1 protein-coding gene is annotated in these 237 nt (G+C 56.5%); it reads left to right on the top strand.

Annotation, left to right across the window (positions count from 1 at the left end; translation table 11 throughout):
• On the top strand, positions 1-237 hold a 237-nt coding region (locus AACW06_RS20670; RefSeq protein WP_192076426.1), incomplete at both ends, for a hypothetical protein.

The following is a 237-nucleotide window of genomic DNA, read 5'->3' as shown; positions in this document are numbered from 1 at the left end:
ATGAAGGCGCCTACAGCCTTACCAGCAGTATCAGTGATGCGGCGGGTAACACCACCGCTGAAAGCGCGCCAGTGACGTTTGATTTAGACACCACCATTCCAGGTGATACTGACGGTGATGGCGTGAGCGATACCGCGCCAACGTTAACCATTGCCGATGCGGCGGACGGCAGCGTCAGCGTGGCCGAGAACAGTGATGGTTTTGAAACCAATGTCACGCTTCCAACGGGTGTGGAAG

It is taken from the genome of Vibrio sp. S12_S33, from assembly GCF_963889785.1.
Taxonomy (GTDB): domain Bacteria; phylum Pseudomonadota; class Gammaproteobacteria; order Enterobacterales; family Vibrionaceae; genus Vibrio; species Vibrio aestuarianus.
This window is presented reverse-complemented; position numbering and strand designations above follow the sequence as displayed.